This is a genomic window from Brevundimonas sp., assembly GCF_035935935.1.
GTDB lineage: Bacteria > Pseudomonadota > Alphaproteobacteria > Caulobacterales > Caulobacteraceae > Brevundimonas.
The window spans coordinates 37945-62945 of sequence record NZ_DASYWO010000001.1 but is presented as its reverse complement, the minus strand read 5'-3'; the positions used below and the strand labels follow the sequence as shown (position 1 = coordinate 62945).

The following is a 25001-nucleotide window of genomic DNA, read 5'->3' as shown; positions in this document are numbered from 1 at the left end:
CGTCTTGTCAAACGGCGCTCTTGCCCGGCGCGCGCAGCAGGGTGCGGAAGGCCCGCTGCGCCGCCTGGGCGGGCATCGCCGGCCCGCGGTTCCAGACCTCGCCGCCCGAGTGGCCGGGCAGTCCGCCGTTCAGCTGCCGGATCTCATGGATCAGGGCGGGGAAGACGGCCCGGTCGATGCCGACCGAGACGCAGGCGCAATACAGGGCTTCCGGCGAATCGTGTCGCAGGGCCGCATCGACCTCGGACACGGTGAAGCCGCTAAGGGTCGCCAGCGCATGGCGGAACAGCGACAGGCGCTTTTCCCTCGTGGCGCGAACCAGAAAGCCGGCCCGCAGCTGGCCGGAGGCATGAAGTTTGTCGACCAGTCGACGCTCCATCTCATCGCGCTCGGCGTTGATCGGCTCCCCTGCGACGGCGCCGCGGGGGTGTCCGGGGATGACGGCCGTGGCCGCTTCCTCGACCGCGGCCGCCAGCCGCGTCTCGTCGACCTCGAAGCGCTCGCCGATGGCCTGACGCAGGGCCGATCCGACCCACATGTACATCTGCGTGGCCAGCGCCTCGTTCATCCTCGGATGGCGCGTCAGCGGCAGGCGCAGGGCGGCGACGCGGCGCGAATGGTCCACCAGACGGCGCATGCCCTCCGCGCTGACGTCCGCCGTCGAGTTGCCCGCGAGCGCCGTCAGCGTCGCGGGCTCGCCGCGCTCGATGATGACGTCGCTGACCCGACCGCTCAGCCGCGGACGCCTCGCCACCTCGACCTGGTGGTCCAGGCTCGCCTCGACCAGCAGCCGGATCAACTCCTCGTCCTTCAGCAGGGGGCTGCCGGCGATGACGGGACGGGCGATCTCGATCTCGTCCAGCGCCAGCATGTGCACGAGGGCGGCGGGAGCCCAGTCGGCCTCGGCCAGACGGGTCGACAGCACCTGCCGCATGTCGCGCTCGGCCTGTCGGGCCAGCGTCAGGAAGATTTCCTCCAGCACCGGCGAGAGCCCTTCGGGAGGATTGGTCTCGCACAGCGACAGCACGCCCAGCAGCAGGCGCTGTCGGTCGTCGACGGCCCGCGAATGGGCCAAGGCCATCAAATCCGCCGCGGACGGCGCGATGGCGGAGGGGACGGGGGCGATCCGGGCGACGGCGGTCACGGCGAACTCCGCATCTGGCCAAGGCTTGGCCGTTCGCGCGCCATCAGACGCATTTACGGTGAAGACGGGGTTAACCAGACCTTGCCGCGCGCCGCGCCGGGGCGCTTGACGCCCCGGCCTCCCGGCGCGACGGTCGCGCCCGGTCCCTCAGGAGGTTTTCCATGGCCGACGGTCACGCCCAGTCGCTGAAATCCCGCGTCTCGGAGGCGGAATGGCAGGCCCGCGTCGATCTGGCCGCCCTCTACAGGCTGGTCGCCCTGCACGGCTGGGACGACATGATCTTCACCCACATCTCGGCCCGCGTTCCCGGACCCGAGCACCATTTCCTGATCAACCCCTACGGCTGGTATTTCGAGGAGATCACAGCGTCCTCGCTGGTGAAGGTCGATCTGGACGGGAACGTCGTTCAGGACACGACCAGCTTCATCAATCCGGCCGGCTTCACCATCCACTCCGCCATTCACGGCGCGCGCGAAGACGCGCATTACGTCATCCACCTCCACACCGTCGCCGGCGTCGGCGTGGCGGCGCAGCAGGAAGGCCTCCTGCCCATCGGCCAGAACGCCTGCCTGCTGCAGCACCAGGTCGCCTACCACGGCTACGAGGGGCTGGCCCTGAACCATGACGAGCGCGAACGTCTGGTGGCCGATCTCGGAGACAAGCCGCTGATGCTGCTCCGGAACCACGGCACGCTGGCCGTGGGCCAGACGGCCGCCGCGGCATGGGTCGGCATGTTCTTCCTCGAGCGCGCCTGCGCCCAGCAGGTCGCGGCCCTCTCGGGCGGCCGCGAGCACGTCCTGATGGCCCCCGACGCGGCCCAGGCCGAAACCAAGGAGCAGGGCCGGGGCATCGGCTTCATCTCCGGCCTCGCCTGGCCGGGCGCCCTGCGGATGCTCGACCGCAGGTCGCCGGGCTACGACGCTTGAGGACGCTCCCCGGCCTCCTGGCGGCCGGGGTCTGCCTTCTGGCCGCCGCGCCGGCGGGCGCGCAGGCCTGGGTCGCGCCGCGCGGAACCGGGCAGGCCATCCTCAAGCTGGAGGCCATGCGCGCCGATCAGGGCTTCGATCCGTCCGGCGATCGAGCCGCGCTGCCCGCCCCGCGTCGCGACGACGCCGCATCCCTGTTCGTCGAATACGGCGTCGCGAACCGCTTGGCCGTCCTGTTCAAGGGGGACTGGCAGAGCGGCGAGGACGCCTTCGTGGACTACGAAGGGCGCGGACCGCTGGAAGTCGGGGCGCGCTGGCAGGTCTGGCGCGACGACCGCGGCGCCGTGTCGCTTCAGGCCTCGGTCGCCGACGGCGGCGAGGGACGCAACGCCGGCTATGCGCCCCCGGGTCGCGGGACGACGGACTGGGAGGTTCGCGCCGCCGCGGGCCGCAATATGACGCTGGGCGGCCGGTCCGTCTTCGTCGACGTCCAGGCCGCCCGTCGTCTGCGCGACGGCCTGCCCGACGAGACCCGCGGCGATCTGACGGTCGGCGTCCGGCACGGACCGGACTGGATGGTGCTGGCGCAGGTCTTCGGCGGCATGGCGGACGACGACGGGCCGCGCTGGGTCAATGTGGAGACCTCTCTCGTGCGCGACTGGGGCGACTGGAGCCTTCAGCTCGGCTGGCGCAGCGCCGTTTGGGGACGCGAGACGCCCGCGTCGTCCGGTCCCGTCGTCGGTCTGTGGCGACGGTTCTGACACACAAGTTGTGACGAAATGGCGCGACGGGATTCTCTTGTCGCAGCGTTAAGTGGACATCCGGCGCGCGATGGCTCAGGTCGTGCGCGCCGTTTTCGGCACGACTCCATCGCCTGAGGCCCCGCCGCGTGTTCAAGCGTCACTTCTTCCTCGTCGCCGCCGCCGTTCTGGTCGGCCTGATGGCCGTCGCGGCCGTCATGCGCATCGCCTTCGCCGAGGAAGAGGGCGGGCGCGGCGGGCCCGGAGGCCCCGGTGGGGGGCGCGGCGGCGGCCAGGCCGTGGCCGTGGCCGTGGTGGGGCAGAGGACCTTCTCGGACCAGATCCGCGTCCTCGGCGTCGCGCGGGGCCTTCGGTCGGTCAACGTCACCGCGCCGGCCAGCGAGCTGATCACGCGGGTCCTGTTCCGAGACGGCCAGTACGTCCGCGCCGGCCAGCCGCTGGTGGAGCTGCAGGCGCGTGAGGAAGACGCGGCCATCATCGAGGCGCGCGCCCGCGTGGCCCAGGCCGAGCGCGACTACGAGCGGACACGCACGTTGGCCGAGCGCGGCGTCGCGCCGCGCGTGCTGGCGGAACAGGCCCTGGCCGATCTGGAGGTCGCCCGCGCCGGACTCGCCGCCGCACGGGCCCGTCTGGGCGACCGCGTCATCCGCGCGCCCTTCGGCGGCGTGCTGGGTCTGACGACCATAACGCCGGGCACGCTGGTCGGGCCGAACACGGTGATCACCACCCTGGACGACGTGTCGACCGTGCGGGTCGACTTCCCCATTCCGGAGCGCTTCGTCGCGGTGCTGAGGCCCGGCACCGCCATCACGGCGCAGTCCGACGCCTTCGGGGACCAGACGTTCGGCGGCCGCATCGCCCTGCTGGACACCCGCGTGGACGAGACGACGCGCGCCGTGATCGCCCGCGCCGAAATCCCGAACCCTGGCGGCCGCATCCGTCCCGGAATGTCGATGAACGTGGCGGTCGCCCAAGGTGTCCGCACCAGCCTCGCCGTGCCCGAGGCCGCCGTGCAGTACGAGGGAGAGAACGCCTTCGTGTATCGCCTCGCGCAGGGCGAGCGCGGAACGACCGCTCAACGCGTCGAGGTCGACACCGGCGCGGTCGAAGGGGGCTTCGTCGAAATCCTCTCGGGCCTCGACGCGGGCGACCGCCTCGTGGGGTCGGGCCTCAACCGCATCCAGCCCGGCGCTCCGGTCCGGCCCGCCGGTCAGGGCGGCGCCTCCGGCGCCCCCGCGCAGGCCCGGAAGGCCGCCCGCTGATGATGCTGTCCGACGTCTCGGTCCGCCGCCCCGTCTTCGCCGCCGTGGCGGCGATCGTGCTGTGCGTGGTCGGCGCCGCCGCCTTCTTCTTCCTGCCGGTCCGCGAGTTGCCGGACGTCGATCCGCCGATCGTCTCGGTGTCCACCAGCTACGCCGGGGCCTCGGCCGAGGTCATCGAGAGCCGGATCACGGAACCGATCGAGCAGCAGGTGGCGGGCATCCCCGGCATCGAGCGCATCACCTCCACCAGCCGCGACGGCCGCTCCAACGTCTCGATGGAGTTCAGCCTCGACCGCGACATCGACGACGCCGCCAACGACGTGCGCGACCGCGTCTCCCGCGTGCTGGGCCGTCTGCCCGATCAGGCGCAGCCCCCGGAAGTGTCCAAGGCCGACTCCGACAGCCAGCCTGTCATCATCCTGTTCCTGCGGTCTTCGACGATGAACCGTCTGGAGCTGACGGACTATGCCGACCGCTATCTGCTGGACCGGCTCGCCACCGTGCCCGGCGTGGCCCAGGTGCAGATCTACGGCGAGCAGCGCTACGCTATGCGCATCTGGCTGGATCCCGCGGCGCTAAGCGCCCGCGGCCTGACCGTCACCGACGTCGAGTCGGCCCTGACCAGCCAGAACGTCGAACTGCCCGCCGGCGCGCTGGAGTCGGGCGAGAAGGACTACACCGTTCGCGTGGCGCGCAACTACGCCACCCCCGAAGACTTCGCGCAGATGCCGATCGGAAACGGCGGCTCCGCCTCGCAGCCGGGTTCGACGGACGCCGTCCTTGGCGCAGCCACCTACGTCACTCGTCTGGGCGACGTGGCGCGGATCGTGGAAGGGCCGACGGAGGACCGGCGCCTGTTCCGGGGCAACGGCCTCGACCAGATCGGTCTGGCCGTCACCCGTCAGGCGCAGTCGAACGACCTCGAGATCTCCAGCGGGGTCCAGGACATGATGGAGCAGGTCCGCTCCACCCTGCCGCCCGGCACCGAGCTGGTGATGGGCTCGGACAACTCGGTCTTCACCAAGCACGCCATCGAGGAGGTCTGGATCACCATCGGCATCTCGCTGGTGCTGGTCGCGCTGGTGAACTTCATCTTCCTCGGCAGCTTCCGGGCCGCGTTGATCCCCACCATCGTCGCGCCGATCTGCCTCCTGGCCACCTTCATCGTGCTGGCGCCCCTCGGCTTCTCGCTGAACCTCCTGACTTTGCTGGCGCTGGTGCTGGCCATCGGCCTCGTGGTCGACGACGCCATCGTGGTGACCGAGAACATCCAGCGCCGCCTCGACCACGGCGAGCCGCCGCTGGTCGCCGCCGAGCGGGGCACGCGTCAGGTCTTCTTCGCCGTCGTCGCCACCACCATCGTCCTGCTGGCGGTGTTCGCCCCGCTGCTGTTCCTGCCCGGCTACGTCGGACGGCTGTTCGTCGAACTGGCCGCCGCGATCGCCGCGGCCGTGGCCTTCTCCGCCTTCCTCGCGCTCAGCCTGTCGCCCATGCTGGCGTCCAAGATCCTGCGCCCCGCCACCTCGTCCGGCTGGTTCGTGCGCAAGGTCGACGGCGCCATGGATGCCCTGCGCGAGTCCTATGAGCGCTCGCTCAACGCCCTCGTGGGCCGTCGCGCGGCGGTGATCGGCGTCGCCGGCGTCGTCGTGGCGGTCGGTCTGGGCGCCTTCTTCATGTTCCGCGCCCTGCCCAGTGAACTGGTGCCGGACGAGGACCGCGGCCGCGTCAGCGTGCGGGTGCAGGGGCCCGAGGGCGCCGGCTTCGACTACACGCGTCGCATCATGCTGGGGCTGGAGCCGATCCTCGCCGAATACGCGGAGACCGGCGAGGTGGAATCCTATCTGGTTTCGGCTCCCGGCTTCGGCGGCGGCAGCTTCAACTCAGGCAACGCCAACCTGACCTTGGTCGACTGGTCGGAGCGCGACCGCTCCGCCGCCGAGATCGCCGAAGAGCTCAACGGCAAGCTCCGCAGCCAGACGGACGCACAGGTCAACGCCTCGGTGCCGGGCGGCTTCCAGCGCGGGGCAGGCAATTCGAACTCGATCGAGATGGTGGTCACGGGTTCGGACTACGGCGACGTCTACGCCTGGCTGCAGCCGATCCTCGCGGCGGCGCAGGAGAATCCCGGCTTTTCCCGCCCGCGACTGAACTATGAGCCCAACGCGCCCCGCCTTCTGGTCGACGTCGACCCGGAGAAAGCGGCCGCTCTGGGCGTCTCGTCGCAGCAGATCGGGCGCACGCTGGAGACCATGTTCGGCTCCCGCCGGTCGACGACCTACATCAAGGGCGGCCAGGAATACGACGTCATCCTGCAGACCGAGCGCGACCAGCGCCGCAACGTCGCCGACCTTGAGGCCCTCTACGTCGAAACCGGCTCGGGCGCCCTGGTGCCGCTGTCCGCGGTCGTTCAGACCCAGACTTCGGGCGACACGCCGGACCGTCGTCGCCTCGACCGCCAGCGCGCGATCACGCTGCAGGCCGACCTCAACCCCGGCACGACGCTGGCGGATGCCATGGCGTTCCTTGACGCCGAGGTGGCGAAGCAGCCGACGGGCGTGGGGGCGGTGCAGTGGGGCGGCGCGGCCCGCGACCAGAACGAGGCGGGCGGCGCGGTGCTGGCGGCGTTCGGCCTCGCCCTGCTGCTGGTCTTCCTCGTGCTGGCGGCCCAGTTCGAGAGCTGGATCACCCCCGCCGTCATCATGCTGACCGTTCCGCTGGCCGCGGCCGGCGGGCTGTTCGGCCTCGTCATGGCCGGGTCCAGCCTGAACATCTATTCCCAGATCGGCCTGATCATCCTGATCGGGGTCGCCGCCAAGAACGGCATCCTGATCGTGGAATTCGCCAACCAGCTGCGGGATCAGGGACGATCCATCCGCGAGGCCATCGTGGAAGCGTCGGCCCTGCGTCTTCGTCCCATCATCATGACCTCGATCGCCACCTCGTTCGGGGCCTTGCCGCTGGTGCTGTGGCAGGGCGCGGGCGCGGGCAGCCGACAGACCATCGGCGTGGTCATCTTCGCCGGCGCACTGTTCGCGACGATCCTGACGCTGTTCGTGGTGCCCGTGATCTACGGCGTGCTGGCCCGCTTCACCCGGTCGCCGGAATACACCGCCCGCAAGATCGAGGAGTGGGAGGCGCAGGAGGTCACCGCCAACGACGCTTCCCCGCTGGCGGCCGAATAGACCGTCAGCCCGCGGGCGGCGGCGCCGTCTCGACCATCAGCCATGCCACCAGGTCGCGGCGGTCCGTCGGGTCCGGCACGCCGGCGAAGCTCATCTTGTTGCCGGGCAGGAACTGCTTCGGATTTTCCAGCCAGTGGTCAAGCCGCTCGCCGTCCCATGCGAACCCGGCCGACTTGAGCGCCGGGGAGTAGTTGTAGCCGTCCTTCCCTCCGGCACGACGCCCGAAGACGCCGTGCAGGTTCGGCCCGGTCATGTTCGGTCCGCCGGGCGTGAACGTGTGGCACGAGCGGCATCGCGCGGCGGCGCGGCGGCCGTTTTCCAGATCCGCGCCCGCCCAAGGCGCCGGCAGCGCCTGGAACACCGCGGCCTTCTGGGTCTCGGTCAGCGGCGGGGGCGGGGGCACCTCCGCTTTTTCCGCGCCGCCTTCGCTTCCGGCGGAGCAGGCGGCCAGCAGGGCGGCGGTCGTGACGAACAGGACGGCGGTGCGCATCATCAGGGTCTCCCGAGCCTGTGATGAGCCGCTCCGCGCGCGGGGGCAAGGGCGCTGGACGCCTCGCCCCCGCGGCTGATACGCCGGCTCATGCTCCCGTTCCCGGCGCTGGATCCCGCGGTCGTCGCCGCCCTTCTGGGCGGACTGGGCCTCGTGGTGGGCAGCTTCCTCGCGCTCGTTTCGATCCGGCTGCCTGAAGGCGAGGGGGTCGTCGCGGGGCGGTCCCGCTGCCGCGCCTGCGCCGCCCCGATCCGTCCGCACCATCTCGTTCCGGTGATCTCGTGGCTGACGCTCCGCGGTCGGTGCGCCGACTGCCGGGCCCCCATATCGGCCCGCCACCCCCTGATCGAACTGGCGGCCGCAGGCGTGGGCATCTGGGCCGCTCTGGTCGCGCCGGATCCCCTTCTGGCGTTGGTCGGCGCCGTTCTGGGCTGGCAGCTGCTCCTGATCGCCGTGATCGACGCCGAGCGGTTCCAGATGTTCGACGTCCTTCTGATCCCCTTGATCGTGACCGGGCTGGTGCAGGGCGCGCTGTCCGGCTGGGACGTCGCGGTCCTCCGTCTGCTGGGAGCGGTGCTGGGCTTCGGGCTGCTCTGGGGAATCGGCTTCGTTTACGCGCGCGTCCGCGGCCGCACGGGCCTCGGCGACGGCGATCCGATCCTGTTCGCCGGCTCGGGGGCCTGGGTCGGCGCCGCGGGCCTGCCGTCGGTGTTGCTGTGGGCCGCCGTGGCGGGGCTCAGCGTGGTGGCGGCCCGGCTGCTGCTGCGCAAGGCGGTGCGCGGCGACGACCGGCTGCCGTTCGGCGTCTTCCTCGCGGTCGGGACGTGGCTGGTCTGGCTCTACGGACCGATCGGGCTCTAGCGACCGGTCGTCAGCCGCACGACCATGTGCGCCGTGGTGTCCAGGATCGCGGCGTCGTCGTCGGCGCGGCGCAGCAGCGCGAAGCCCGCGCCGACCGACTCAACGAGGCTGACGACCTCATAGCTGGCCAGCCGCGGGTCCAGGCCGGGCGGGTGAAATCCGGCCGCGCGGGCCCGCGCGATGCGCCGTTCCAGCGCCAGATGCAGCCTGCGCAGGCGACGGATGCGGCTCTCGGCGAAGTCCGGATCGCCCCGGTCGGCCATCAGACGCTCCACCCGCAGGGCCGCGCCGTGCGTCTTCCACACGCCGGCCATGGCCACCACGAACGCCCTGCAGGCGCGAAACGCCTCGTCTCCCGACCAGTCGCCTTCCAGCAAGGTGGTCAGCGCCTCTGTGTCCGGCGCCGCGGCCTCGCACAGGGCCAGCGCCGCCTCGTCCACGCTCTTGAAGTAGGTGTAGACGCTGGGCGCCGAAACGCCGGCGCGCTGCGCCACGTCGGCGATCCGCACGGCGCCCGGCCCGCGTTCCTCCAGCAGCGCGCGCACGGCCGTCAGCAGGGCCTCACGCGTCCGCGCGCCGCGGTTGCGGATCCGGTGCCCCAGCTTGTTCGTCAGCGGTTCCGACATGGCGACCCCGGGGGAGGGGGAGGATGGTGCCGGCTGCAGGGATCGAACCCGCGACATCCAGTTTACAAAACTGGCGCTCTACCAACTGAGCTAAGCCGGCCCCGGGTGAGGGCGACGAGCGCTTATGCCCAGCCGCGCGAGGTCAGTCCATGGCCGCGGCGATGCGCGCGGCGAGCGCCCGCAGCGTTTCCGTCTCGGCCATCGGCGCGTGGCCGTGGCCCTTCATCGGCCTGTCGGCCCAGCGGGGCACGACGTGAAAGTGCAGGTGGAACACGGTCTGGCCGCCCGCGTCGCCGTTGAACTGCATCACGGACACCCCGTCGGGCTCGAGCGCGCGGGCCACCGCGCGGGTCGTGCGGCGCAGGGCCTCGGCCAGGTCCGCCATCACCTGCGGCTCGACCTCCAGCAGGTTTCGCGCCTTCGAAGCCTTCGAGATGATCAGGACGTGCCCTTCCGATTGGGGAAAGACGTCCATGAACGCCAGCACGCGGTCGTCCTCCCAGACCTTCACGCACGGCAGGTCGCCGCGCAGGATCTTCGCGAACACGTTGTCGGGGTCGTAGGCGCCGGTCAGGCTCATCGGGCGGGCTCCTTTCCGCCTGATTAGCAAACTCGCGCCGGAGAAGGGAGCCGGCGGCGCGATGGTGCGCTAGGACAAGCGTGACCGTAGGGAGAGACCGCCCATGATCCGATTCGTCGTTCAGGCCCTCGTGACCATGCTGGGGCTGTGGCTGTCGGCACAGATCGTGCCCGGCGTCGACTTCACCTCCACCGGCAGCCTGATCGCCGCCGCTCTCATCCTGGGGCTCGTGAACGCGATCGTTCGCCCGGTTCTGGTCGTCGTCACCTTTCCCATCACCGTGATCACTCTGGGACTGTTCCTGCTGGTGGTGAACGCGGCCATGATCGGCCTGACGGCGATGTTCCTCGGCGGCTTCGCGGTCGACGGGCTGTGGGCCGGCATCGGCGCCGCCGTCGTGACCGGCGTCGTCAGCTGGATCGCGGGCGCATTCATCCCCGACGGCGACAAGCGGGACTGAACTGGACGCAGGCGCCGTCGGGGTCCAGCGTCGCGCCATGACCGACTCGCCGCCCCGCACCGTTTCCCTGATCGGCCCGGGCATCGTCGTGGCGGCCACGGGGGTGGGCGCGGGCGACCTCGTCGCCACCCTGGTCGCCGGCGCGCGCTTCGGCCACGTCCTGCTCTGGGCGGCCATTCTCGGCACGGTGCTGAAGATCGCCCTGGCCGAGGGGGTGGGGCGGTTCACCCTCACGTCCGGACGCACGATGTTCGAAGGCTGGTCCGACCTGCCCGGTCCGCGCGTCGGCCGGCTGAACTGGGCCGGCGCCTATTTCGGCCTGTATGCCGTGGTCTGGGGCTTCGTCTACGGGGCCGCGGCGATGACGGCCTCCGCCCTGCCGCTGACCGCCCTGTTTCCGTTCCTGGACCTGAAGACGTGGGGCATGCTGATGGGCGTGCTGGGGCTCGGCCTGGTGATGATCGGCGGCTACGGCCTGTTCGAGAAGATCATGGCCGGGCTGGTCGGCGTGATGTTCGTCACCGTGGTGGGGCTGGCGGTGCTCGTCGCGCCGGATGTGCCTCGTCTCCTGACCGGGCTGTGGCCGACGTTGCCGGGCGGCTCGGGCTTCTACGTCCTGGGCCTGATCGGCGGCGTGGGCGGAACCATCACCATGGCCGCCTACGGCTACTGGCTGGCCGCCAAGGGTTGGCGCGGCGCGGCGTTCGTGCGGACGATGCGGATCGACAATCGCCTCGCCTACGGCGTCACCGGCCTGTTCGTCGTGGCCATGCTGGTGGTCGGCGCGGAGTTGCTGCACGCCTCGGGAACCGCCCTGCAGAGCGGCGACCGCGGCCTGCTGGACCTCGCCGAGGTTCTGGAGGACCGCTTCAATCGTCCGATCGCCGTGGCCTTTCTCGTGGGCTTCTGGGCCACAGCCTTCTCCAGCCTGATCGGCGTCTGGCAGGGCGTCAGCCTGATGTTCGCCGACTTCGCGGCCCATGTCTCCGGACGGCTTGAGGGGGCGGCGAAGGGATCGGGCAGCCCGGCCTTCCGGGCTTACGCCCTGTGGCTGACGTTCCCGCCCATGGCGTTGCTGTTCATGGACCGGCCGTTCGCCCTGATCGTCGCCTATGGCGTGCTGGGCAGCCTGTTCATGCCCTTTCTCGCCGGCACGCTGATCTGGCTGCTGAACTCCGGCCGGACGCCGGCGGAGTGGCGCTCCGGCCCGGTGTCGAACGGCCTGTTGATCGTTTCGGCCCTGTTGTTCGCCCTTCTGGCGGGACGGGAGATCGTCGGTCTGATCTGACGCCTTGCCCGCCGCGACCCATGCCCTTACGGGAACCCGAGCCGTCCCATCCCGGAGCGAAACCATGACCACGGCCTTCCTCTTCCCCGGACAGGGCAGCCAGGCGGTCGGCATGGGCGCCGCCCTGGCCGACGCCTTCCCCGTCGCGCGTGAGGTGTTCGCAGAGGTCGACGACGCCCTGCACCAGCGCCTGTCGCTGCTGATGCGCGAGGGGCCCGAGGATCAGCTCACCCTCACCGAAAACGCCCAGCCGGCCCTGATGGCCGTCTCCGTCGCCGTCATGCGCGCCCTGAAGGCGGAGTTCGGCGTCGACGTGTCTTCCGCCGCCTTCGTGGCCGGTCACTCGCTGGGCGAATACTCCGCCCTGTGCGCCGCCGGGACCCTGTCGCTGGCCGCCGCCGCCCGCCTGCTGAAGCTGCGCGGTCAGGCGATGCAGCGCGCCGTTCCGGTCGGCAAGGGCGCCATGGCCTCGCTCATCGGACCGAAGACCGATCTGGCCCTCGCCGAAGCCGCCGCCGCCGCGGGCGCGGAGATCGGCGTCTGCGTCGTGGCAAACGACAACAACGCCGGAAACGTGGTCATTTCCGGCGAGAAGGCCGCCGTCGATCGCGCCATCGAGAAGGCCAAGGAGCTGGGGGCCCGCGCCATCCCGCTGAACGTCTCGGCCCCCTTTCACTGTCCCCTGATGGCTCCCGCCGCCGACGAGATGGCCGCCGCGCTGGCCGCCGCCACCCTGACCTCGCCTTCGGTCCCGGTGGTCGCCAACGTCACCGCCCGGCCTGAGACCGATCCCGAGACGATCCGCCGTCTGCTGGTCGAGCAGGTCACCGGCCGTGTCCGCTGGCGCGAATCCATGGAATGGATGGCCGGGCAGGGCGGGGTGACCCGCTTCGTCGAGATCGGGTCGGGCAAGGTGCTGGCCGGCATGGCCAAGCGCATCGCTCCGGAGGCCGAAAGCCTGTCCCTGAACGGTCCGGACGACCTCCGGAATTTCGCGGGCGTCTGACCGCTCCCCGCCTTCGTATTTCGTTCGCATAGCCTGTGGTTTCTCGATCTTGAACGCGCGCGTCACCGCCCATTCCGCAGCCGTCGCCTGGGGCTGGCTGCGCTGGCCCGTCTACCTGGGCCTCATCGCCGCCGCCCTCTGGGTGGGGGCCCTGATCCATGACGGCGGCCCGGTCGGTCACGGCCTTTCGGCCGCCGTAGGCGCGCTGCTGGCGCTCGCGACGGCCTTCGCCTTCCCCCGTTGCCCGCGCTGCAGCCATCACCTGTTCGGGCGCAATGACGACGGCTCGCGCCGCTTCCTCCGCCCCCGCCAACGTTGCGGGAAGTGCAATCTGGACCTGACGCGCTACGCGCCCGGCGATCCGCGCGCGAAGAAGGAGTGATCTCCCGTTTGCCCCGCGCCGCCCCCGGGCGGTAAGGACGGGGCGACAATTGTGGAGGCTCCCATGTTCGACCTTTCCGGCAAGACCGCCCTTGTGACCGGCGCCACCGGCGGCATCGGCGGCGCAGTGGCCCACGCGCTCCACGCCCAGGGAGCCGCCGTCGTCCTGTCCGGCACGCGCGAGGCGGTGCTTGCCGAACTGGCGAAGGATCTGGGCGACCGCGCCTTCGCCGCCGCCGCCAACCTGTCCGACCCCGAATCGGTCGACGGCTTGATCGGCCGCGCTGAAGAGGCCGCGGGCGCGCCGCTGGACATCCTCGTCGCCAACGCCGGCATCACGAAGGACGGCCTTCTGATGCGGATGAAGGACGAGGACTTCGCCGACGTGCTGAAGGTCAACCTCGAGAGCTATTTCCGCCTGTCGCGCGCGGCCATGAAGGGCATGATGAAGCGCCGCGCGGGCCGCATCATCGGCGTCGCCTCGGTCGTGGGCGTCACCGGCAATCCGGGCCAGACCAACTATGCGGCGTCCAAGGCGGGCATGATCGGCTTCTCCAAGTCGCTGGCGCAGGAGGTCGGCAGCCGCGGCATAACGGTGAACTGCATCGCGCCCGGCTTCATCGCCTCGCCCATGACCGACGTCCTGAACGACCAGCAGCGCGAGACCATCCTGCGCAACATCCCGACTGGCCGGCTGGGCACGGGCGACGAGATCGCGGCCGCCGCCGTGTTTCTGGCGTCGGACGAGGCGGCCTACGTCACGGGCCAGACGCTGCACGTCAACGGCGGCATGGCGATGATCTGAGGCGATCACGCCCTGCAACAGGGTGTTTCCACCTTTGCCGCCTGTGCTAAACCCAAACCGAGCTTCGGCGTTGAGTCCCCGACGGACTTGCGCCGTCGTCGCCGTCGTGAGACGGCAGGCCTGACCGAAGACCCCGCCGCTCGCGGCGCTTAGAGAACAGAGACACCCATGTCCGACACCCTGGAACGCGTCCGCAAGATCGTGATCGACCACCTGGACGCCGACCCCGACAAGGTCACCGAGAAGGCCTCCTTCATCGACGATCTGGGCGCCGACTCGCTCGACAACGTCGAGCTGGTCATGGCCTTCGAGGAAGCCTTCGACATCGAAATCCCCGACGACGCGGCCGAGCACATCCAGACGGTCGGCGACGCGGTGAAGTTCATCGACGAGAAGCTGGCGGGCTGATCCGCCCGTCACTGACGGCTTGATGGCCGCCGCGGCGCGTCCCTGTCGGGCGGGTCCGGCGGCCATCGGCGTTTCTGCCGTTTCGCTTTCGACAGGAGTTTTCGCATGCGCCGCGTCGTCGTCACCGGACTGGGCCTGCTCACCCCGCACGGCGCGGGCGTCGAGCACGCCTGGAAGAGCATTCTGGACGGAAAGTCCGCCATCCGGCCGATCACCGCCTTCGACACCGAGGGCTTCGCCTGCTCGATCGCCGGAGAGGTGCCCCAGGTCGACGGCCGCGGACACGGCGCTCCCGGCCAGCCCGGCGTGTTCGACCCCGACGCCGTGATGTCCGCCAAGGACCGGAAGCGCGTCGACGACTTCATCGTCTACGCCATCGCCGCGGCCGACGAGGCGCTGGCCGACGCCGGCTGGAAGCCGGAGAGCGAAGAGGACAAGTGCGCCACGGGGGTCATGATCGGCTCCGGCATCGGCGGCCTTGGCCCCATCGCGGCGACGGCGCTGGAAATGCAGGAAAAGGGCCCGCGCCGCGTCAGCCCCTTCTTCATTCCAATGTCGCTGATCAATCTGGCGTCGGGTCAGGTCTCCATCCGCCACGGGCTGAAGGGTCCGAACCACTCGGTCGTCACCGCCTGCGCCACCGGGGCCCACGCCATCGGCGACGCGGCGCGCATGATCGCCCTCGGCGACGCCGACGTCATGGTGGCGGGCGGCGCCGAGAGCTCGGTCGTGCCCATAGGCATCGCCGGCTTCCTGGCCTGTCGCGCCCTGTGCACCGACTTCCAGGACCAGCCCGAAAAGGCCAGCCGCCCCTACGACAAGGATCACGCCGGCTTCGTCATGGGCGAGGGCGCCGGCATCATGGTGCTGGAAGAGCTGGAGCATGCGCGGGCGCGCGGGGCGAAGATCTACGCCGAGGTCGTCGGCTACGGCATGTCGGGCGACGCCCACCACATCACGGCGCCCAGCGAGGACGGGGAGGGCGGCTATCGCGCCATGCAGGCGGCCCTGAAGCGTGCGGGGATGCGGCCCTCCGACGTCGACTACGTCAACGCGCACGGCACATCGACCATGGCCGACTGGATCGAGGCCAAGGCCGTGGAGCGCCTGATGGGCGACCACGCGCCGAACGTGGCCCTGTCCTCGACCAAGTCCATGATCGGGCATCTTCTGGGGGCCGCCGGCGCGGTGGAGTGCGTCTATTGCGTGCTGGCCATCCGCGACCAGATCGCCCCGCCGACCATCAACCTCGAGAACCCCGAGCAGGAGACCGCCCTCCACATGGTCAAGGACAAGGGGGAGCCGATGAAGATCGACGTCGCCATGTCCAACTCCTTCGGCTTCGGCGGCACCAACGCCACCGTCGTCTTCCGCAAGGTGGACTGAATGCCCTTGCGGTTACCCCGGTTCGGCGGCGGAGACCGCAAGCCGCTCGCCATCGCCATGCTGGCGGCCACGGCGACGTTCAGCGTCTTCCTGATCGGCCTCCTGGCGGTGGTCTGGAGCGTCTTCTACGCGCCCGGTCCCTCCGCCCGGACGGGCGACGCGACGATCGTCACCCTGCCGTCGGGCGCCGGCGTGTCCGCCATCGCCCAGCAGCTCAAGCAGGCGGGCGTCATCCGCTCGACCGACATGTTCAAGGCCGCGGCGACCCTGACGGGCGCCGACCGCAAGCTGCGCGCCGGCGAGTATGAGGTTCCGTCCCGGGCGTCCCTGAGATCGGTCATCAGCCTGCTGGTTTCCGGACGCGTCGTCCGCCACTACGTGACCCTGCCGGAGGGATGGTCCTCGGCCCAGGCCGTCGACATCCTGATGCGCAATCCGCTGCTCGTCGGCGACGTTGAAACTCCGCCCGAGGGCACTCTCTGGCCGGACACCTATGAGATCAGCCGGGGCGAGACGCGGGCGTCCGTCGTCCGGCGCATGCGGCTTGCGCACGACCGCAATCTCGCGGAGCTGTGGGCGACGCGCGGACCCAACAGCGTGGTCTCCTCCCCGGAGGAAGCGGTGATCCTCGCCTCCATCGTCGAGAAGGAGACGGGCGTGGCCGCCGAGCGCCCGCGTGTGGCGGCCGTCTTCTCGAACCGGCTTCGGATCGGCATGCGCCTCGAAAGCGATCCGACCATCGTCTACGGCATCACCCAGGGCCGGCCCCTCGGCCGGGGCCTGCGCCGGTCCGAGATAGACGCTCCGACCCGCTGGAACACCTACCAGATCGACGGCCTCCCCCCGACGCCCATCGCCAATCCGGGCGGCGATTCGATCAAGGCCGTGCTGAACCCGCCGGTGACCCAGGACCTGTTCTTCGTCGCCGACGGCACCGGCGGGCACGTCTTCGCGCCGACCTACGAGCAGCATCTCGACAACGTCGCGCGCTGGCGGGCGATCGAGCGTCGCCGTGCCGGCCTGCCGCCCGAGCCCGCGGCCCCAGCCGCGACGACCGGCGCCGCGACGCCGGCGCCCACCGGCGAGATGGCCCCCGACGCCGGGGCCGAGGTCACCATCCTGCCGCCCGGACAGGCGCCGCGATGAGCGCGGACGCCGTCATCTCGGGCATGACCGGCTTCGGGCGCGCCGACGGGGCCGGCCATGGCTGGGCCTGGGCGGTCGAGGCGCGTTCGGTGAACGGGCGCAATCTGGACGTCCGCGCCCGCACGCCCGCGGGCTTCGACGACCTTGAGCGCCTGGCGAAGTCCGCCGGCCAGTCCCGCTTCGCGCGCGGCCAGGTGTCGCTGACGATTCATGCCCGGCCCGAGGCGGGCGGCGCCGCAGTCGGCGTCGACCAGGCCGTTCTGGATCGTTACGTCGAACTCGCGCGCCAGCTGGTCGAAGCCGGGGCGGCTCCGCCGTCGGCCGACGGCCTTCTGACGCTTCGCGGCGTGCTCTCAGCCGATGAAACCGGACTGGACGAGACGCTGGCGGCGACGCTGCAGACGGAGATCGCCGCCACCGTCGAAGCCGCGCTCGATGCGCTGTTGGCGTCCCGTCGGCACGAGGGCGCCCAACTGACGCCGGTCCTGACGGGCCTCATCGACCGCATCGCCGGTCTGGTCGAGGATGCGGAGCGCGAGGCCGCGGCCCAGATCGACGCGGTGCGCGATCGCTTCAGCCGCCGCATGGCCGAGCTTGCGCCGGATGCGCCGGGGCTTGAGGAGCGGGTCTTTCTCGAAGCCGCCGCCCTCGCCGCCAAGGCGGACGTGCGTGAGGAACTGGACCGTCTGTCCGCGCACGTCATGTCGGCGCGCAAGCTGCTGACCGAGCCGCCGGCCGGCCGCAAGCTGGATTTCCTGATGCAGGAGTTCATGCGCGAGGCGAACACCCTGTGTTCGAAGTCGGCCACCCTCCCCCTCACCGCCGTCGGTCTGGACCTGAAGGCCGCCGTCGAACAGCTGCGAGAACAGGTTCAGAATGTCGAATGAGCGTACCCCGCGCCGGGGCGTCCTGCTGATCGTCGCCAGCCCGTCCGGCGCCGGCAAGACCAGCCTGTGCCGCCGACTGATGGCCGATCACGGGGCGCTGGAGCTGTCGGTGTCCGTCACCACCCGCGGCATCCGCCCGGGCGAGGTCGCCGACCGCGACTATCACTTCGTCGACCACGCGGAGTTTCAGCGCCTGATCGATCAGGACGCCTTCCTCGAATGGGCCGACGTGCATGGCAACCGCTACGGCTCGCTGCGGGCGCCGGTGGACAAGGCCTTGTCCGAGGGCCGCGACGTCCTGTTCGACATCGACTGGCAGGGCGCCGCCGAGGTGGCCCGCAAATGCCCGGAGGACGCCGTCCGCGTCTTCATTCTGCCGCCCAGCCTGGCCGAACTGCGCCGTCGCCTCGTCACCCGCAGCCAGGACGCGGAAGACGTCATCGAACGCCGCATCCAGAACGCCAAAAGCGAGATCGAACACAGCGACGCTTTCGACTACGTCTTCGTCAACGACGACTTCGATCGCAGCTACGCCGAACTGGCGCACATCTATCACGCCGAGCGCAGCCGCCGCCGTCGCAATCTCTGGGTCGCCGCGTATCAGAAGGCCCTGCTGGACGAGTCCGTATGACGGGCTCTTGCACGCCCGGACGCGATCCCCACATCGGAGTCATCGTCGAAACAGCGAAAGGAGGTGGTCGAATGTCTCATTGTCTCACGCCGTCAGCGGCCCGGACGCACGCGACCTCCGCCCTCTTGGGGGCGCGTCTCTGATCCAGCCGCCAAGGCTGAACAATGGAAGGGCCGTCTGGAAACAGGCGGCCCTTCGCCGTTTCAGGAGCGCCTGCGCCGCGTCAGGGTCGGCCCGGCGCCGTCCTCAGGCTCCAGCTGGGCGGCCCCGATCGATGCCCGCGCCAGGCGCAGGAAGCCGTCCAGATCGATCACCTCCGCGCGGTCTTCCGGGTCGATGCCGGCCGTCTCGCAAAGGGCGGCTCCGCCCAGCTGCTTCAGACTGGACCTCAGCATCTTGCGCCGCTGACCGAAGGCCGCGGCCGTCACCCGCTCCAGCGCCTTGAGCAGGGCTCGCTCCGGTCGGTCGGCCCGGGGAACGAGATGCACCACCGCCGAGGCGACCTTTGGCGGCGGGGTGAAGGCCGCGGCCGGGAGGTGCATGACCAGCTTCGCCTCCGCCACCGCCTGCGCGATCACCGCCAGCCGGCCATAGGCGTCCTCGCCGGCCTTGGCGACCACGCGCTCGGCCACCTCCTTCTGGAACATCAGGGTCAGGGCGTGCGGCGTCCACGGGCCCGTCAGCCACTTGATCAGCAGAGGCGTCCCGACGTTGTAGGGCAGGTTCGACACCAGATGCGCCGGTTCCTCGATCAACTGATCCTCGCGCACGTTCAGGGCGTCGCCCTCGACGATCGTCAGGCGGCCCGAGCCGTCGTCCAGCTCGGAGAGCAGGGGAATGAACCGCGGGTCCTTTTCGACCAGCACCACTCGCCCGGCGTCGCTTTCCAGCAGCGCCCTCGTCAGCCCGCCGGGGCCCGGGCCCACCTCGATGACGGGGCGTCCGTCGAAGGGGCCGGCCAGGCGCACGATCTTCCGCGTCACGTTCAGATCCAGCAGAAAATGCTGGCCGAAGCTCTTCTTCGCCGACAGCCCGTGGGCGTCCAGCTGTTCACGCAGGCTCGGCAGATCGTCGGTCACGCCCGGTCATAGCCGGGCGCAGGCGCAGAGGGGAGGGGCCTCAGTGCGCCGTCTCGCCCGGCCGCAGCGTCAGGACCCGAACGCCGGTCGCGGTCACCGCCACCGTGTGCTCGAACTGGGCGGACAGCTTCCCGTCCTCCGTGACCACCGTCCAGCCGTCGTCCAGCGTCACGGTGCGGGCGCGGCCCTCGTTGATCATCGGTTCGATGGTGAAGGTCATGCCTTCCCTGAGCTTCAGCCCGGTTCCGGGTTTTCCGAAGTGCAGCACCTGCGGCGCCTCGTGCATCTCGCGGCCGATTCCGTGGCCGCAGAAGTCGCGGACGACGGAATATCCGGCCTTCTTCGCATGGCGCTCGATCGCGTGACCGACGTCCCCCAGCGTCGCGCCCGGTCGGACCGCGCGGATGCCCTTCCACAGCGCCTCCTGCGTCGTGCGGACCAGACGCCGCGCGTGGGGCGCGACCGCGCCGATCAGCCACGTCTTGCTGGAATCCGCGATCCACCCGTTCTTCTCCAGCGTGACGTCGAGATTGAGGATGTCGCCGTCGCGCACGATCTCTGCGGAGTTCGGCACGCCGTGGCACACCACTTCGTTGCGCGAGCAGTTCAGCACGAAGCCGTAGCCGTACTGGCCCTTGCTGGCGGGTCGCGCCTTGAGGTCCTCGACGATGAAGCGCTCGACCTCGTCGTTGATCTGCAGCGTGCTCATGCCGGCCAGCGTCAGGCCGTCCAGATGCGAGAACACCGAGGCCAGCAACCGGCCGGACTCGGCCATCGCTTCGATCTCGGCGGGGCTCTTGGTCATGATCGGCGCTCCTTCACCGCAATCCGCGACGCCGCGCCGCCATGTCCGCGGCCAGCCGGATCGCGGCGATCAGGCTGTCGGCGCGCGCCACGCCCTTGCCCGCGATCTCGAACCCCGTGCCGTGATCCGGCGACGTCCGCACCACCGGCAAGCCCAGCGTCACGTTGACCCCGCCCCAGAAGTCCAGCGTCTTGACCGGGATCAGCGCCTGATCGTGATACAGGCAGACGGCCGCGTCGTAGGTCACGCGCGCGTCGTCGTGAAACAGCGTGTCGGCAGGCAGGGGATCGGTGATGTTCACGCCCTCGGCGCGCAGAGATGCCGCGGCCGGGCGCAGCACCTCGATCTCTTCCAGGCCGATGGATCCCCCTTCGCCCGCGTGCGGGTTCAGGCCCGCCAGCGCCAGCCGGGGCCGCGCCACGCCGAAGTCGCGGCGCAGCGCCTCGTGCACCACGCGCGCAGTGCGGATGACGCGGTCGGCCGTGACCAGCTGCGGCACCTCGGCCAGCGGCGTGTGGATCGTCACCAGCGCCACCCGCAGGTCGCGCGCCGTCAGCATCATCACCGGCCCGCGCGTGCCGTCGAACGGCAGGTCGCCGGTCAGGTCGGCGATGAATTCGGTGTGCCCGGGAAAGGGGAATCCGGCGGCATAGAGGGGCGCCTTGGCGATGGGCGCCGTCACCACCCCGGCCGCCCGGCCGTCCATCGCCAGGTCCACGGCGCGCGTGATCCAGTCCGCCACGCACCCGGCGTTGGCCGGGTCGGGCCGGCCCGGCGTCGCCTCGACCGACGTCGGGACGTCGATGACGGGAAGCGCGCGACCGAAGACGCCCCGGGCCTCGTCCGGTTCGAAGACCGGAGCGACCGGCGCACCCGCCGCTTTCAGCAGTCGCGCGTCTCCGACGACCACGAACGTGGGACCCTCGGCCTTGAGCGCGGCCCAGGCCTTGAAGACGATCTCGGGACCGATGCCCGCCGGCTCTCCCAGAGAGAGCGCCAGCGGCGGAATCATTTCCGTTCGATCAGCGCGTCGGAACGCAGGTCGCGCATGTAGCGCCGCTCCAGCATCGACAGCTGCGAGCGCTGCAGGCGGCTTTCGATTTCGTCGCGAGAGGGCAGGGCGGCTGAGCCGACGCGTCGGCCGCACACGCCCACCAGATGAACGCCCAGGGGAGACCGGACGGGACCGACGACGGCGCCTTCCGGGGCGTCCGCCACGGCTTCCTGGAACTGCGGGATCACGCTCTGCAGGTCGCTCTCTCCGAGGTCCGTTCCAAGAAGTCCGTTTTCGGAGGTGGCGCGCGTCAGCATGTTGTCGCACGTCAGTTGCGGCTGAAGGGCGGTCAGGCGCTGGCCCGCCGCAGCGACCGCGGCGGCGTCGGCGGTTTCCGGCAGCTCGATCATCACCTGGCGCAGGCTGACCAGCTGTGTGGCGGACCCCTGACGCTTGTCTCGGACGTAGATGATGTAAACGCCGCCTTCGACCACGATCGGGTTGGACAGCTGACCGACGTCGAGATTGTCCATCGCCTGCTGCAGCGCTGGCGGCACCGTGCCTTCGATCACCCAGCCGGCGTCGCCTCCGCGCACGGCCGAAGGGGCGTCGGAGAACTGCTGGGCGACGGCCTGAAACGGTGCGCCCTGGATCATCTGACGGATCAGCTGTTGGGCGCCGTTCACGGCGCCCTGCATGCCGCCCTGCGTCTGGGCGGCCTCCAGATAAATTTCGCCGATCAGGTACTGACGCTTGCCGGCGGCTTCTTCCGCCTGTCGCAGCGCCTGGTCCACCTGCGCCTTCGACACGCGGGCGCGGCTTCCGAAGCGCCCGCCCACCAGGCGGCGCCATCCCAGCGACACACGCACCTGATCGCGAATGGCCTGCGGCTGGATGCCGACCTGCGCCAGCAGTCGAAGGTAGGCGTCGGCCGTCGTCTGAAGGTCTGCCGCCATGGCGTTGATTTCGGCGTTCACGTCTTCGTCGCTGACCTTCAGATCAGGGTAGCGCGCGATCTCCTGGGCCTGCAGGCGCTCGTCGATCAGGCTTTCGAGGGCCTGGCGTTCGATCTGGGGCAGATCCTCGGCGGTGGGTTCCACCTCGCTCATGGCGATGATCAGCAGCATCCGCTGACGCAGGTCGAAGCCCGTGATGATGTCGTCGTTGACGGTCGCCACGACGCCGTCGGCAATCTGGAAGTCGGCGCGCTGGACCATGCGCGGCTCGCGCCGCACCTGCTCGGGCTGCAGCGTGCCGGCGGCCGTCGCGCCTTGCGCCGGCGGGTCCTGCCGCATCGGGGCGGTCTGGGCCGCGGCGGAGCCGGCCATCAGCGCGGTCATGGCCGCGGCCGTCGCAAAACGCATCACTCGCATCGTTCTTCCTGAACCCTCATGCGGCCTGGCCGCGCGCCGATCATGGAGAATCGGCCGGTCGCGCCCCCTTGTCGGCGCCGGTCGCCCCGCTATTAGCGTGTACCGCCGAAAGTGGCGAGCGTTAGGCGGACGTAGGCGCCTTCCGACGCCCCGCTGGGCCTCACGCGGGTGTTGTCCCGGCGATAGCCGATCTCGAAACGCACGCAGTCGTCGTCGAACAGCAGACCCACTTCCGACCGGACGAACAGATCGCGGTCCAGATCGTAGACGCCGCGTCCCACCACGCCCCAGTCGCCCACCACGAATTGCTGTACGGAACTTTCGACGAAGGCGTAGTTCCGGTTCAGGGGGCCGTCCACGGGATTGCTGTCGTCCATGACGTAGATCAGCGAGCCGGCGTTGCGGCGGCCCCAGCGCCCCTCGACGGCCGCTTCCGCGCGCCGCACGTCGCCGGAATCGTCGATGCTCGCCCGGCCCCAGGCGCGGATTCCGTCGTGCGGCTCGAAAGTCCCCTGAACCACCCAGTCCGACGCCTGGTCGGCCAGGCCGGTCGCGTCATACAACACCGACGGCATGTCCGGCGCGGCGGTCAGCAGGCCCGGCTCGGCGTCCGATCGCCAGCTGCGCCCGACGAACAGCGCCGCGCTGCCGCCGTCGCGCCAGCGGACGGTGGCGCGCGCCCCGCCCGTCACTCTCAAGCCGCCCTCGTAGAGGTCAAGCCCCGGGAAACGGTCGACGCGGAACAGGCTGGTTTCGTCGAGGTCCAGAACCTGGCTGTCCTCATTGGGCACCCGGGAATCCAGATCGGCGTCGCTTGAGGCCGAGATTTGTCCCATCGGCTCCAGAATCAGGTCCGCGCCGCCCGACAGCGGGCGGATCAGGGGCCAGCTGACGTCCAGCCCGGCGGTGAACCGCCCGCGGGTGATCGTCTGATCGTCTTCGAGGCCGGGCGCCGGCAGTTGCGAGATCGAATAGACGTCGAAGCGTCCGTCGACGAAGGGCTCCCACCGGACGCCGGCCGCGGAGATCATGGCGCGGCGCCATTCAACCCGACCCGTGACGCGGCGGGAATCGACCCCCTCCGTCGGCGCCGGTCCCACGGGCAGCACCTCCGGGCGCAACACGGGGGCCCCGACATAGTCGTCGCGATACAGCGAGACCGCCGAGCCCGTCAGCCGCAGGCGCCCGCCGAACACCGGCCCGTCCGGCTCCCAGCGCGCCTCGACGATGGGCGCGACCACGGGCAGGGCGCCGTCGCGCTCGAAGACGTTCAGGCCCGGCGCCGACTCGATGAACTGCACCACCCGCAGGCTCTGGATGGCGAAGGCCGCGACCGAGACGTACGACCGCTCCGTCTGACGTTCGGCATAGGCCTGGGTGATCAGGCGCCGTTCGTCGCCGTGATACAGCCCGTTGTCGGCATAGGGGTCGCGCACGTCATAGCGGTCGAACAGGGTCTTGTCCGACGTCCGCTCGGCGGTGAAACCCCAACGCCACGGGCCGGGACGGTCGAAGGCGCCGTACGCCAGCAGATAGCTGCGATGCTTGCGCTCGGCCGACTGCGGCGGATCGTCGACGCCGTCGTCGTCGACGTCGAAGTCGCCGAAGTTGCGGGCCCAGGTGTAGCCTCCCCGCGCGACCACGATGCCGTCCGCAAACCGCCGCCGCCACTGCAGGTTCAGCAGAGGCTCCACCTCGGTGTTGAACTGCGGGCTGATCAGCCAGTCTTCCGACGGCGACACGACGATCAGATACGGCTGCTCCCAGCTTAGACCGCGTTCCTGATCGAAGCCGATCTCGGGCACCAGGAATCCGGACGCGCGCTCCACCGTCGGATCCGGGTGGGCGAAGAACGGCAGGAACAGCACCGGCACGCCCTTCACCTTGAAGACGGCGTTCCGGTACAGGACGGCGCGCAGGTTCTCGTCCTGGATCACGCGCTGCGCCTGCAGCGAGATGGTGGGCTCCTTCGGCCCGTTCTCGTCGCAGATCGGGCAGGGCGTGAAGATGGCGTAGTTCAGTTCATTCACGGTTTCGGACCGCCGCACCGCCGTGGCCGCCATCAAGCTGGACCCGTCCTGCAGCCGGGTGGCGAAGTTGACCGCGACGCCGGTCTGCCCCCCTTCGGTCAGCTCCAGATAGTCGGCGAAGACCGTCGCGCCGTCCGGCGCCGTCAGCTCGACCTCGCCCTGCGCGGTGGCCACGCCGGTCGACAGGTCATAGGTCAGGCGGCGGGTGCGCAGGGCGTGGTCCTGAAAGCGGGCGTACAGCCGGTCGCCCTGTTCACGCGACGCTTCCAGCCGGTCGCCGATGCGCGCCACCTCTGCCGCGTCCAGATACAGCGCCCTGTCGTCCAGCCCGTCGTCGGGCGCCGGCGGTGTGGCGTCCTGGGCGCGCGCCGCCCCGGCCGCCAGCAGACAGGCCCCGCAGCCGGCGAGCAGCAGCGACCTCAGGGTCGGGAAATGGGGTCGGCGGGCGCGCATCTGGGGGGTCTGGTCCGTCAATCCTGTCCGCTTCGCC

Annotated in this window: 24 protein-coding genes and 1 tRNA gene; 15 read left to right on the top strand and 10 right to left on the bottom strand. The window is 70.4% G+C overall.

Going from position 1 to position 25001, the window contains the following annotated elements:
• Positions 1 to 7 precede the first annotated feature (7 nt).
• Entirely contained in the window at positions 8 to 1144 is a 1137-nt protein-coding gene (locus tag VGR32_RS00295; RefSeq protein WP_327446879.1) for a DUF2336 domain-containing protein, read from the bottom strand.
• A gap of 161 nt (positions 1145 to 1305) precedes the next feature.
• Between VGR32_RS00295 and VGR32_RS00290 the strand changes: the two genes are divergently transcribed.
• The 4 genes from VGR32_RS00290 (at position 1306) to VGR32_RS00275 (ending at position 7275) form a co-directional block, all read left to right on the top strand.
• A complete protein-coding gene (locus VGR32_RS00290) occupies positions 1306 to 2070 on the top strand; it encodes a class II aldolase/adducin family protein (protein ID WP_327446877.1) in 765 nt (254 codons plus the stop codon).
• Positions 2067 to 2831, top strand: coding sequence for a hypothetical protein (locus VGR32_RS00285; protein ID WP_327446875.1), 765 nt, complete (start codon positions 2067 to 2069; stop codon positions 2829 to 2831). The genes VGR32_RS00290 and VGR32_RS00285 overlap by 4 nt, the downstream gene beginning before the upstream one ends.
• A gap of 128 nt (positions 2832 to 2959) precedes the next feature.
• Complete coding sequence (locus tag VGR32_RS00280; protein ID WP_327446873.1) at positions 2960 to 4093, top strand: efflux RND transporter periplasmic adaptor subunit; 1134 nt, start codon at positions 2960 to 2962, stop codon at positions 4091 to 4093.
• Positions 4094 to 4095: 2 nt separating this feature from the next.
• On the top strand, positions 4096 to 7275 hold the full coding sequence (locus VGR32_RS00275) for an efflux RND transporter permease subunit (protein ID WP_327446940.1): 3180 nt from the start codon (positions 4096 to 4098) through the stop codon (positions 7273 to 7275).
• A gap of 4 nt (positions 7276 to 7279) precedes the next feature.
• Here VGR32_RS00275 and VGR32_RS00270 read toward each other — a convergent pair whose 3' ends face one another.
• Entirely contained in the window at positions 7280 to 7768 is a 489-nt protein-coding gene (locus VGR32_RS00270; protein WP_327446871.1) for a cytochrome c family protein, read from the bottom strand.
• Positions 7769 to 7855: 87 nt separating this feature from the next.
• Between VGR32_RS00270 and VGR32_RS00265 the strand changes: the two genes are divergently transcribed.
• On the top strand, positions 7856 to 8626 hold the full coding sequence (locus VGR32_RS00265) for a prepilin peptidase (RefSeq protein ID WP_327446869.1): 771 nt from the start codon (positions 7856 to 7858) through the stop codon (positions 8624 to 8626).
• Here the strand turns inward: VGR32_RS00265 and VGR32_RS00260 are convergent.
• The 3 genes from VGR32_RS00260 to VGR32_RS00250 all read right to left on the bottom strand — a co-directional run bounded on the left by VGR32_RS00260 (position 8623) and on the right by VGR32_RS00250 (position 9832).
• Positions 8623 to 9252: a helix-turn-helix domain-containing protein gene (locus VGR32_RS00260; RefSeq protein ID WP_327446867.1), complete on the bottom strand. Its 630-nt coding sequence runs from the start codon at positions 9250 to 9252 to the stop codon at positions 8623 to 8625. The two genes, VGR32_RS00265 and VGR32_RS00260, sit on opposite strands and share 4 nt — an antisense overlap.
• Positions 9253 to 9276: 24 nt before the next feature.
• Positions 9277 to 9352, bottom strand: a tRNA-Thr gene (locus tag VGR32_RS00255).
• Between the two features lie 42 nt (positions 9353 to 9394).
• Positions 9395 to 9832: an HIT family protein gene (locus VGR32_RS00250; RefSeq protein WP_327446865.1), complete on the bottom strand. Its 438-nt coding sequence runs from the start codon at positions 9830 to 9832 to the stop codon at positions 9395 to 9397.
• A gap of 103 nt (positions 9833 to 9935) precedes the next feature.
• Between VGR32_RS00250 and VGR32_RS00245 the strand changes: the two genes are divergently transcribed.
• The 10 genes from VGR32_RS00245 (at position 9936) to gmk (ending at position 18230) form a co-directional block, all read left to right on the top strand.
• Complete coding sequence (locus VGR32_RS00245; protein WP_327446863.1) at positions 9936 to 10292, top strand: phage holin family protein; 357 nt, start codon at positions 9936 to 9938, stop codon at positions 10290 to 10292.
• A 37-nt stretch (positions 10293 to 10329) separates the two neighbouring features.
• The gene (locus VGR32_RS00240) at positions 10330 to 11580 is read left to right on the top strand and encodes an Nramp family divalent metal transporter (RefSeq protein ID WP_327446861.1); all 1251 of its coding nucleotides are present in this window, start codon (positions 10330 to 10332) and stop codon (positions 11578 to 11580) included.
• A gap of 64 nt (positions 11581 to 11644) precedes the next feature.
• Positions 11645 to 12586, top strand: coding sequence for an ACP S-malonyltransferase (gene fabD / locus VGR32_RS00235; protein WP_327446859.1), 942 nt, complete (start codon positions 11645 to 11647; stop codon positions 12584 to 12586).
• A gap of 49 nt (positions 12587 to 12635) precedes the next feature.
• Positions 12636 to 12968, top strand: a complete 333-nt coding sequence (locus VGR32_RS00230; protein WP_327446857.1) for a hypothetical protein — start codon at positions 12636 to 12638, stop codon at positions 12966 to 12968.
• Between the two features lie 63 nt (positions 12969 to 13031).
• Complete coding sequence (gene fabG / locus VGR32_RS00225; RefSeq protein WP_327446855.1) at positions 13032 to 13772, top strand: 3-oxoacyl-[acyl-carrier-protein] reductase; 741 nt, start codon at positions 13032 to 13034, stop codon at positions 13770 to 13772.
• Positions 13773 to 13940: 168 nt separating this feature from the next.
• Positions 13941 to 14180, top strand: a complete 240-nt coding sequence (locus VGR32_RS00220) for an acyl carrier protein (RefSeq protein WP_125257405.1) — start codon at positions 13941 to 13943, stop codon at positions 14178 to 14180.
• Between the two features lie 105 nt (positions 14181 to 14285).
• Complete coding sequence (gene fabF / locus VGR32_RS00215) at positions 14286 to 15566, top strand: beta-ketoacyl-ACP synthase II (RefSeq protein ID WP_327446845.1); 1281 nt, start codon at positions 14286 to 14288, stop codon at positions 15564 to 15566.
• Entirely contained in the window at positions 15567 to 16712 is a 1146-nt protein-coding gene (gene mltG / locus VGR32_RS00210) for an endolytic transglycosylase MltG (protein WP_327446843.1), read from the top strand. It begins immediately after the preceding gene.
• A complete protein-coding gene (locus VGR32_RS00205) occupies positions 16709 to 17599 on the top strand; it encodes a YicC/YloC family endoribonuclease (protein WP_327446841.1) in 891 nt (296 codons plus the stop codon). The genes mltG and VGR32_RS00205 overlap by 4 nt, the downstream gene beginning before the upstream one ends.
• Positions 17589 to 18230 carry a guanylate kinase gene (gmk, locus tag VGR32_RS00200; protein WP_327446839.1) on the top strand — a complete coding sequence of 214 codons (642 nt, stop codon included), beginning with the start codon at positions 17589 to 17591 and terminating at the stop codon, positions 18228 to 18230. The genes VGR32_RS00205 and gmk overlap by 11 nt, the downstream gene beginning before the upstream one ends.
• A 203-nt stretch (positions 18231 to 18433) precedes the next feature.
• Here gmk and rsmA read toward each other — a convergent pair whose 3' ends face one another.
• The 5 genes from rsmA to VGR32_RS00175 all read right to left on the bottom strand — a co-directional run bounded on the left by rsmA (position 18434) and on the right by VGR32_RS00175 (position 24985).
• Positions 18434 to 19309: a 16S rRNA (adenine(1518)-N(6)/adenine(1519)-N(6))-dimethyltransferase RsmA gene (rsmA, locus tag VGR32_RS00195; RefSeq protein WP_327446837.1), complete on the bottom strand. Its 876-nt coding sequence runs from the start codon at positions 19307 to 19309 to the stop codon at positions 18434 to 18436.
• Positions 19310 to 19349: 40 nt separating this feature from the next.
• Entirely contained in the window at positions 19350 to 20114 is a 765-nt protein-coding gene (map, locus tag VGR32_RS00190) for a type I methionyl aminopeptidase (RefSeq protein WP_327446835.1), read from the bottom strand.
• A 13-nt stretch (positions 20115 to 20127) separates the two neighbouring features.
• The gene (gene pdxA / locus VGR32_RS00185; protein WP_327446833.1) at positions 20128 to 21126 is read right to left on the bottom strand and encodes a 4-hydroxythreonine-4-phosphate dehydrogenase PdxA; all 999 of its coding nucleotides are present in this window, start codon (positions 21124 to 21126) and stop codon (positions 20128 to 20130) included.
• Entirely contained in the window at positions 21123 to 22448 is a 1326-nt protein-coding gene (locus VGR32_RS00180; protein ID WP_327446831.1) for a peptidylprolyl isomerase, read from the bottom strand. Before VGR32_RS00180 ends, pdxA begins: the two co-directional genes overlap by 4 nt.
• Before the next feature lie 125 nt (positions 22449 to 22573).
• Positions 22574 to 24985, bottom strand: coding sequence for an LPS-assembly protein LptD (locus VGR32_RS00175; RefSeq protein ID WP_327446829.1), 2412 nt, complete (start codon positions 24983 to 24985; stop codon positions 22574 to 22576).
• Between the last annotated feature and the right edge of the window lie 16 nt (positions 24986 to 25001).